Origin of the sequence: Gordonia humi (assembly GCF_014197435.1) — a bacterium.
Taxonomy (GTDB): domain Bacteria; phylum Actinomycetota; class Actinomycetes; order Mycobacteriales; family Mycobacteriaceae; genus Gordonia; species Gordonia humi.
On record NZ_JACIFP010000001.1, the window covers coordinates 537,972 to 546,043 of the forward strand.

Consider the following 8,072-nt stretch of genomic DNA (forward strand, 5'->3'; position numbering starts at 1 on the left):
ACGCCGTCGGACCAGACGGGTTACCCACGAGCCTATGGCGCGAGGATCAGCTGTCGGCACGGTGCAGGGCGTCATCGACCGCCTTGACGAACGTTTGAGTCGGTAGCGCCCCGAGGATCGGGTGCCCGTCGACGACGAATGCCGGTGTCGAGTTCAGTCCGGTGAGTGAACCTTCGCTGGAGCTGTTGGTGATTGCACTGATCGTCGCGTTGGAATTCACGTCTCGGGCGAACCGTGTCATGTCCAAGCCGAGATCGCGCGCAAGATCGAAGAGGGCACCAGAGGTCAGCTGCCGCGCCGGCCGCGTCTGCCCGCCCGCGAACAGGCGATCGTGGTACTCGAGAAAGCGGCCCTGCAGACCAGCGGCATACGCCGCCCTCGAGGCAAGCACCGAAAGCTCCCCGTAGACGTTCAGATCACGGAACTCGATCCTCAACTCGCCGCGCTCGGTATAGCGAAGCAGCGTAGGCAGCGTTCGATCGCTCCACGCTGCACAGAACGGACACTGATAGTCGGAGTAGGCCACCATGACTACCGGCGCGTCGATCGGCCCCACGCTGATCGGATCATCGGAATCGCGACGTTCCAGCGAATCGCCGAACGGTCCCGGCGTCGCCGCTGCTCCCGATGCGGTGACCTCTTCCGAATCTCGGTCGCTGTACACAGCGTGAAGCGCGAAGACACCGACCAGCACGAGACCGACGGCGACTACCGCTAATCGCACTGCGGGTGACCGTGCCACCGTGGCGACCGCAGACATCTATGCACTCCCTACCATCGATGCCCTTGAACGGGCGTTGCCTCCATTACTATGCTGCATAGTAACGGAGAGACTGGAGCTTCCGTGCGACCGAGACGCACAGTCTGGGCTGCCGCACAATCAGGCGGCGGGTTCGGTCAAGCAGCCTGACGGGCTGGTGTGGTCATGATGGTCTCGTATGCGACTGGGGGTCTATCCGCCGAGGCGCGGCTGTCGCCGACGGCGGTGGCAGGTCCGCTCAATCCCGGCGACGATCGCGATCGGCAGTCGCTCGCCGGTCGTCCACGCCCTGCGGTCGAGGACGTCCTTCAGCAGCAGCGCGAAGAACGATTCCATCCGCGGCCGTCCGACATCGCCTAGACCACGATCAACCGATGATCTCCGCCGCCAGCTCACGTGCCTGGTCGAGCACGTCGTCTGCACCGAAGAGTTCACGATGGGTGTTCGCCGCACACAGGAACGCATCCATACGGAACGCGTCACGACGAGGGTTCACGGCGCCCGCGACCGTGAGTTCAGATTCCAACAGATCGAGCCACTCACGTTTGAGCGCGCGAATCGCGTCAGCGACAGGGCCTTCACGGCCCCCGTACTCCGCAGTCCCGGCGACGATGAAGCAGCCGCCGGGAAACACCTCCGCACGCAAGTACGAGCACCAGCGATCGAGTATCGCCCGCAGTCGCTCTCGTCCAGGCTCCCGCATCCAGACGGGCGCGATGACTGCGTCGAGATAGACCCGGCGCGCCTCGGCCACTGCTGCCACCTGGATCGACTCTCGATCACCGAACACCGTGAGGATGCCGCTCTTGCTCAGTCCGGTGGCCTTCGCCAGCGAGCCGACGGTGATCGAGTCGAGCCCGTGCGTGGTAGCGATGTCGGCGGCTTTCCGTGCGACGGTTCGGCGGGTGAGATCTCCTCGCGCGCGCCGCCCGTCAGTTGTGGACTCCGGTGACATCCCTCGATGGTATGCGACCGACTGGACGCACTGCGGGGCGTCGCCTACGATCACTAAACGTCCGATCGATCGTATAGTTTGGAGGGCCGATGACCGCCGCCTATGAAGAGCTCATCGAGGAGACGTGCGACGTCGATGCCGCGCCGGCGCTGGTGTGGGGCCTGATCAACGATCCCCGTCGGATGTCGGAGTGGAGTCCGCAGGTCGATTCCGTGCGGCTCCGCGGCGGAACCGAGGAACTCGGCCCGGGTACCGAGTTCAGCAACCTCAATCACGAGGGCGGTCTGACGTGGGCCACCCACGGCACGATCGTGCGGTTCGAGTCCGAACGCGAAATGGCCTTCCGGATCAGGGAGAACGCGGCCGTCTGGTCGTTCAGACTGGAGCCCATTCCCGGCGGCGGCACGCATATCACTCAGCAGCGTCAGACCCCGGGCGGGCTCTCGTCCTACTCCCTCGAACTCACGGAGAGCCACTTCGGAGGACAGGAACGGTTCACGCAGACGCTGCGAGCGGGAATGCGGCAGACGCTGGCGAGGATCAAAGCCGCGGCCGAAGACGCCGAGCGCTGAACAACACGCACGCACTACCCTCGACCACATGCGATTCGGAGTCTGCATCCTGCCCGACATGCCGTGGCGACAAGCACGCCCGCTCTGGGAGCGGGCCGAGCAGATGGGCTTCGACCACGCGTGGACATACGACCATCTCGTCTGGGGCGGTCTGCCCGACTCGCAGTGGTTCTCGTGCATCCCCACTCTGACCGCCGCGGCCGCCGTCACATCCCGACTCCGCCTCGGCACCTACGTCGCGTCACCCAACTTCCGCCACCCGGCGGCGTTCGCGCGCGAGATCCAGACCCTGACCGACATCTCCGACGACAGGCTGCTCGTCGGCCTCGGCGTCGGCGGCTCCCCCGACAGCGGACTCCTCGGACAGCCGGAACTCACGGTGCGCCGACGAGTCGACCGTTTCCAGGAGTTCGTCGACGTTCTCGACACCACCCTGACCGACGATCACGTGAGCATCGACGGCGACTACTTCTCCACCCGTGACATGCGTCTGGTCGGCGGCGAGGTGCGGTCCCGGATACCGCTGATCCTCGCGGGGAACGGACCGCGCTCGGTCCGCTTCGCGGCACGGCGCGGCGACGGCTGGGTCACCACCGGATCGCCCGCCGACACCGTCGACGAGTGGTTCCACGCCATCGCCGCCAACCGGGAGTTGCTGGTCGAGACCGCCGACGGCCGCGACCTGGACACCTACCTGTCCCTCGACTTCGCACCCGTCTCCCCGCTGGCGTCGCCGGCCGCATTCGACGATCTCGTCGGACGCGCCGCCGCCATCGGGTTCAGCGATGTGATCGTGCACTGGCCGCGCGACAGCGAACCGTACCGCGGCGACGTCGCCGTACTCGACGAGCTGGCATCGCGAGGTCTGGCGGGCTGACTGCTCAGTGCTCGGCCGGTTCGAGCGTCGTTCCCTTCGGCACCACGAACCACACGATCACCGCGACCGCCACCATGATCCCGCCGCCGATCAGACTCGTGGTCTGCATCGACTCGGTGAACGCGTGCCCGGCGACATCCGCCAACTGCGGGAGCCCGGCCTGCTCCGCCACGTCGACGGCGGCCCCGATCGATTCGCGCGCGGGATCCATCACAGCGCTCGGCAACGCCTCCACCTGCGACGACGAGTCGAGTTGCGCTCGGTACACGACCGAGGCGATCGATCCGAGGATCGCCACCCCGAGCACGCTGCCCACCTCATAGGAGGTCTCCTCCATGGCGGCGGCGTTGCCCGCCCGATGCTCCGGGCTGCCCGACATGATCAGCACCGATCCGACGGCCAACGAACCGATCCCCGCGCCGACCAGCACCAAGGAGGCGACGACGGTGCCGTAACCGAGATCGCCGGGAACGACGAAGAGAACGATCATCCCGATCCCGGCCGACGTGATCGATCCGGCGAGCACCGCACGGGGTCCTATCGCCTCGGCGGCTCGCGGTGCGATGAGCGAGGCCACCGCGGACGCGACCGCCAACGGCAGCAGCTTCAGCCCGGTCGCGATCGCCGAACTGCCGTCCACGCTCTGCAGCCATTGCGCGAGCAGCAGCAGGGCGGCGCCCATGGCGAACATCGAGCCGAGCGCCGCGGTGATGCCGCCGGTGAACGGCCGGATGCGGAACAGTCCGATGTCGAGCATCGGATCGGCCTGTCGCAGGCTACGGCGCACGAACACGGTCAGCACGAGAACGGCGATCACGAACACCGCCCACGCCGACGGAACCGCCAGGCTCGACTCCTTGCCGAACTTCTTGATCGACCACATCAACGCGACCATGCCGCCGAACGAGAGCACGATCGTGGTCCAGTCCCACGTCCCCGGACTGGGCGAACGCGATTCGGGCAGCAGGAAGGCTCCCGCGATCACCGCGACGACCATCAGCGGCACGTTGACCAGGAACGCCGCGTGCCAGGACAGGTGCTCCAGCAGGAAGCCGCCGACCAGCGGTCCGACGGCGGCGCCGAGCCCCGCGATCGCCGACCAGATCGCGAGGGCCTTGGCTCGCTGTCTCGCGTCGGCGAAGATGGTCCGGATCACCGACAGCGTCGTCGGCATGATCAGCGCACCGCCGATGCCGAGGGCGGCGCGGATCGCGATCACCTGACCCGCGGAGTCGGCGACAAGCACGAGCAGGGACGCCACCGCGAACACGAGGTAGCCGGTCAGCAGGGCGCGTTTGCGACCCCATCGATCGGCGACGGAGCTCGCCGCGACGAGCAGGCCCGCCAGCACCAGCGAGTACACGTCGACGATCCACAGCAGTTGCTGACCACTCGGCCGCAGATCCCGCGACATGGTCGGCAGTGCGATGTTGAGGATCGTCATGTCCATCGTCACGACGAGCAGACTCGCCGAGAGCACGGCCGTCGCGGCCCATGCCCGACGCGACGACAGGTTCGGAACTGTTGTGGCCGCGGTCATCTCGACTCCTCCTCGACGATGAACGGTGCGATGGCGTGCGCCAGGTCGGCACGATCGACCGGCTCGCCGCGGATCGCCGCATGCACGGTGGCCCCGTCGGAGATCATCGCCACGGCGACGGCGTTCGAGGCGCCGATGTGCGGGGTCAGCACGTCGACGAGTCCGTCGGTCCACGACAGCGCGAGCTCACGGACATGCTCGTCGAATGTGGCGGTCGCGGTCAGGGCCACGTCGGCGACGACATTGCGCCGCACCGACACGTACTCGTGCAGCGAGTCGATGAGCCTTCGCGCGGCGGCGCCGGGGTCGGTCGCGAGCTCGGTGCGGATCTCGTGGAGCTCGTCCTCGATCTCATGAGCGAGCAGGGCGAGTCCCTCCGCACGCAGTTCGTCCAAAGACGCGAAGTACGCCGTCGTCGAACCGAGCGGCACCCGTGCTCGCGTGGCGACGAGTCGATGGGTCAGTTTGCCGGGCCCGACCTCGACGATCAGGTCGGCCGCCGCCTGCACGATCGCAGCACGTCGCGCCTGCGGGTCGTGTCTGGCCATGAGGAGTCTCCATTTCTGTACGTTTGTACATGTACGTTTGTACAGAAATGACGTCGGCAGCGCAACCGCCCCGGCCCTTCCCTTGCTCCGCGCGCCGGTGCTACATTCGCGTCAACCATTTCCTACACAACTGTAGGAAATGATCGGACGTGGACGAGGAGACCTCATGACCGCTCAGACCGCCGCGCGCCCGGCGTTCGGCGCACCGACGATGCCGCTGCGAACACAGGACTACGGCTTCTTCGGCCCCGACTCGCCGACGTGGAAGGTGTGGACGGCGCCGACCGCCCTCATCGGTTTCCAACGCGCCGTCACCCTGGAGCACTTCGACCCGGACCTCACCGCGTCGGTCGCCGACGTCGGCGCGATCTACTCGGACCCGTACGGTCGCCTCGACCACACCTTCGCCTACTTCTTGATCGCCGCCGTCGGCGACGGCGCGATGGCGGTCACCGCCGCCGACCATCTGATGAGGGTGCACGCCCAGTCGACGGGCGTCGAGCCGATCTCCGGAAAGCGATACAGCGCCAACAGCCCGTCGTCGCAGCTGTGGATCCATGTGACCGGCTGGCATTCGGTGCTCAAGTGCTACGAGACGTACGGGCCGGGGCCGCTGAGCCCCGAGGAGGAGAAGCGGTACTGGACCGAATGCGTCGTCGCCGCCGGCCTGCAGACCTGTAAGGAGTCGGACGTCCCGACCTCACGCGCCGAGGTCCGCGAGTACTTCGAATCCGTGCGACCCCGGCTGTGCGTATCGGAGCGCGCACGGCGGGGCATGCACTACCTGCTGCACACCCCGCTCGATCGCGGCGCACGGGTGTGGGCGTCGAGCCGACTCGTCGCACCCGCCGCGATCGCGACACTGCCCGCCTGGATGCGCGTGCTCGGCGGATTCGATCAGCCGGGCGTCGTCGACGTCGGATACCGCGCGGCGACCCGGGTCGCCGTCGCCGCCCTCGCCCGCGATCCCGAACGGATGAGCAGGCTCGTCACCACCGCGATCGGCCCGATGACCGGCTCGCTCTATCGGCAGCACCTGACCGCCGGATCCCCGCTGTCGGCGCGCACGGTGACCGTCGCCGAGGCTCGCGATCGCCTCCGCACCGCCGCCCCACTCCCCCACGAGCCGGTCGACACCCGGTAAAATCGGGCGTCGCCATGACGGCGAGCAGTCACCGATCGGAGGTCGCCGTGCCCCCTTCCCGTCGATCGCGCGCCGCGCATCTCGGTCCGGGCCGACGGCGACCGCAGATCCTCGACGCGGCCCTGGCGATCGCCAATGAGAACGGCGTCTCGGCGATCACCATGGCATCGGTCGCGTCGGCACTCGACGTGTCCCGACCCGTCGTGTACTCCGCCTACCCCAGCCGCGGCGAGATCCTCACCGCCCTGATCCAACGCGAAGAGAACTACTTCGGCGAGTCGCTGTCGAGCGTGCTGCGCGACCGCAGCGTGAACGCCACCGAGCACGTCTTCGTCGAGGGCTTCCAATCGCTGTTGGAGGCGGTCGACGCCCGCCCCGAAGCCTGGCGCCTCCTGTACGGCAGCACCGATCCCGAGGCGAGCGAACTGGTCGGCCGAGGCCGCGCGTTCGTCGTCGAACGATGCTCGGAACTGCTCCGTCCCACGCTGCGGGCCTGGGGTACCGACGACGCCGATCGCAAGCTCGCGGCCCTCGTCGAGTTCTGGGTCTCGTCGGGCGAGGGCGCGGTCCGCACCCTGCTCGCCTCGCGCGCGTCGTCCGACGGCGTCTGGACCCCCTACGATCTCGGCGCCTTCGTCGGATCGGCGGTGTACCGGGGACTGCGCCAGGCCTGATCGACCGGGCGCACCCTACGCCGTCACGGTCACGGCCGTGCCGACGCGCGTCCAGTCGTAGAGTTTCGCCATCATCGGCCCCGGAACGTGAACGCATCCCTGCGATCCGCCGGTCTTGTACTTCTGCAGGTCGCCGTACGGGAACTTCTGCCACGGCGAGTCATGGAACCCGACGTCACCGAAGAACGGCAGCCAGAAGTTCACGTGCACCCGATAGCCCGGCCCCTCCAGGTATCGACCGGTCTCATGACTGACGATGGACCAGCTCCCCGTCGGAGTGCCGTGCCCGATGGCCGACCGGCCGGTGGTGACCGGCGACGAGTCGACGACCGTCGACCGCTCACACAGCCACATGTGCTGCTGCGCCAGGCTGACCACGATGCGTTTCGACGTCGAGTTGTCCGCGCAGGCGGACGCGACGGGGACCGATGTCGGGGTCGACGCCGACCGGACCATCGGCGAAGCCTGCGTGGCTCCGCTTCCACCCTGTTTGACCAGCAGCATCACCGTCAGTACGAGCACTCCGAGCCCGAGCGCACACACCCACGCGTACCGACGAAGACTTGTCGCCGTCCGTTGCAACACGTCGGTCACCGCCCATTCGCCCCGTTTCGCCCTATTACGTAATGACTTTCGTTTTCATTCACAGCGTACAAGGCGGCGACGAAGCGGTGCGGACAGACCTCGACCGGTCGGCGGGGTCGTTACAGGTTCGCCTTGACCATGTTCGCGGCGAGGTACGCCCCGTACAGGCCCAGCCCGGCCAGACCGGCGCGGCGTGTGCGAGGAAACGCGATCGCCGCGCCGATCGCGGTCTCGAGGCCACCGTTGATCGTGATCGCCTGATCGGTGTTCTCGGGGAAGACCGGCGCGGTGATCCCCCGGAACAGCTCGGGTGCGACGAAGTGGACGACACCGGCGGCGGCGAGTCCCGCACCGGCCAGCGTGACCAGCCTGTTCGACGTTGCGCAGGAACAGTTCTCGGCGGCTTCGGACATGCTC

At 67.6% G+C, this 8,072-nt stretch carries 10 protein-coding genes and 1 pseudogene; 4 read left to right on the top strand and 7 right to left on the bottom strand.

Going from position 1 to position 8,072, the window contains the following annotated elements; genetic code table 11:
- Positions 1-46: 46 nt before the first annotated feature.
- The 3 genes and pseudogenes from BKA16_RS02450 to BKA16_RS02460 all read right to left on the bottom strand — a co-directional run bounded on the left by BKA16_RS02450 (position 47) and on the right by BKA16_RS02460 (position 1,715).
- A complete protein-coding gene (locus tag BKA16_RS02450) occupies positions 47-760 on the bottom strand; it encodes a DsbA family protein (protein ID WP_183369119.1) in 714 nt (237 codons plus the stop codon).
- 192 nt (positions 761-952) lie between these two features.
- Positions 953-1,096 (bottom strand): annotated as a pseudogene (locus tag BKA16_RS02455) (IS3 family transposase); the annotation flags it as partial.
- A gap of 31 nt (positions 1,097-1,127) precedes the next feature.
- Complete coding sequence (locus tag BKA16_RS02460; protein WP_183369122.1) at positions 1,128-1,715, bottom strand: TetR/AcrR family transcriptional regulator; 588 nt, start codon at positions 1,713-1,715, stop codon at positions 1,128-1,130.
- Positions 1,716-1,804: 89 nt separating this feature from the next.
- Between BKA16_RS02460 and BKA16_RS02465 the strand changes: the two genes are divergently transcribed.
- Both BKA16_RS02465 and BKA16_RS02470 read left to right on the top strand, forming a co-directional pair.
- Positions 1,805-2,287: an SRPBCC family protein gene (locus tag BKA16_RS02465; RefSeq protein ID WP_183369123.1), complete on the top strand. Its 483-nt coding sequence runs from the start codon at positions 1,805-1,807 to the stop codon at positions 2,285-2,287.
- Between the two features lie 28 nt (positions 2,288-2,315).
- Positions 2,316-3,164, top strand: coding sequence for an LLM class flavin-dependent oxidoreductase (locus tag BKA16_RS02470; RefSeq protein WP_183369124.1), 849 nt, complete (start codon positions 2,316-2,318; stop codon positions 3,162-3,164).
- A gap of 4 nt (positions 3,165-3,168) precedes the next feature.
- Here the strand turns inward: BKA16_RS02470 and BKA16_RS02475 are convergent, their stop codons facing one another.
- Both BKA16_RS02475 and BKA16_RS02480 read right to left on the bottom strand, forming a co-directional pair.
- Positions 3,169-4,704 (bottom strand): MFS transporter, encoded by a 1,536-nt coding sequence (locus tag BKA16_RS02475; RefSeq protein WP_183369126.1) that lies wholly within the window; start codon positions 4,702-4,704, stop codon positions 3,169-3,171.
- Positions 4,701-5,252 (bottom strand): TetR/AcrR family transcriptional regulator, encoded by a 552-nt coding sequence (locus BKA16_RS02480; RefSeq protein ID WP_183369128.1) that lies wholly within the window; start codon positions 5,250-5,252, stop codon positions 4,701-4,703. The genes BKA16_RS02475 and BKA16_RS02480 overlap by 4 nt, the downstream gene beginning before the upstream one ends.
- Positions 5,253-5,418: 166 nt before the next feature.
- On the opposite strand from BKA16_RS02480, the gene BKA16_RS02485 reads away from it, so the two are divergent.
- Positions 5,419-6,396 (top strand): oxygenase MpaB family protein, encoded by a 978-nt coding sequence (locus BKA16_RS02485; protein WP_183369130.1) that lies wholly within the window; start codon positions 5,419-5,421, stop codon positions 6,394-6,396.
- A 14-nt stretch (positions 6,397-6,410) separates the two neighbouring features.
- Entirely contained in the window at positions 6,411-7,070 is a 660-nt protein-coding gene (locus tag BKA16_RS02490; protein ID WP_183369132.1) for a TetR/AcrR family transcriptional regulator, read from the top strand.
- Positions 7,071-7,085: 15 nt separating this feature from the next.
- Here BKA16_RS02490 and BKA16_RS02495 read toward each other — a convergent pair whose 3' ends face one another.
- Entirely contained in the window at positions 7,086-7,664 is a 579-nt protein-coding gene (locus tag BKA16_RS02495; RefSeq protein WP_343067252.1) for a L,D-transpeptidase, read from the bottom strand.
- Between the two features lie 110 nt (positions 7,665-7,774).
- Positions 7,775-8,068, bottom strand: coding sequence for a hypothetical protein (locus tag BKA16_RS02500; RefSeq protein WP_183369134.1), 294 nt, complete (start codon positions 8,066-8,068; stop codon positions 7,775-7,777).
- Positions 8,069-8,072 lie beyond the last annotated feature (4 nt).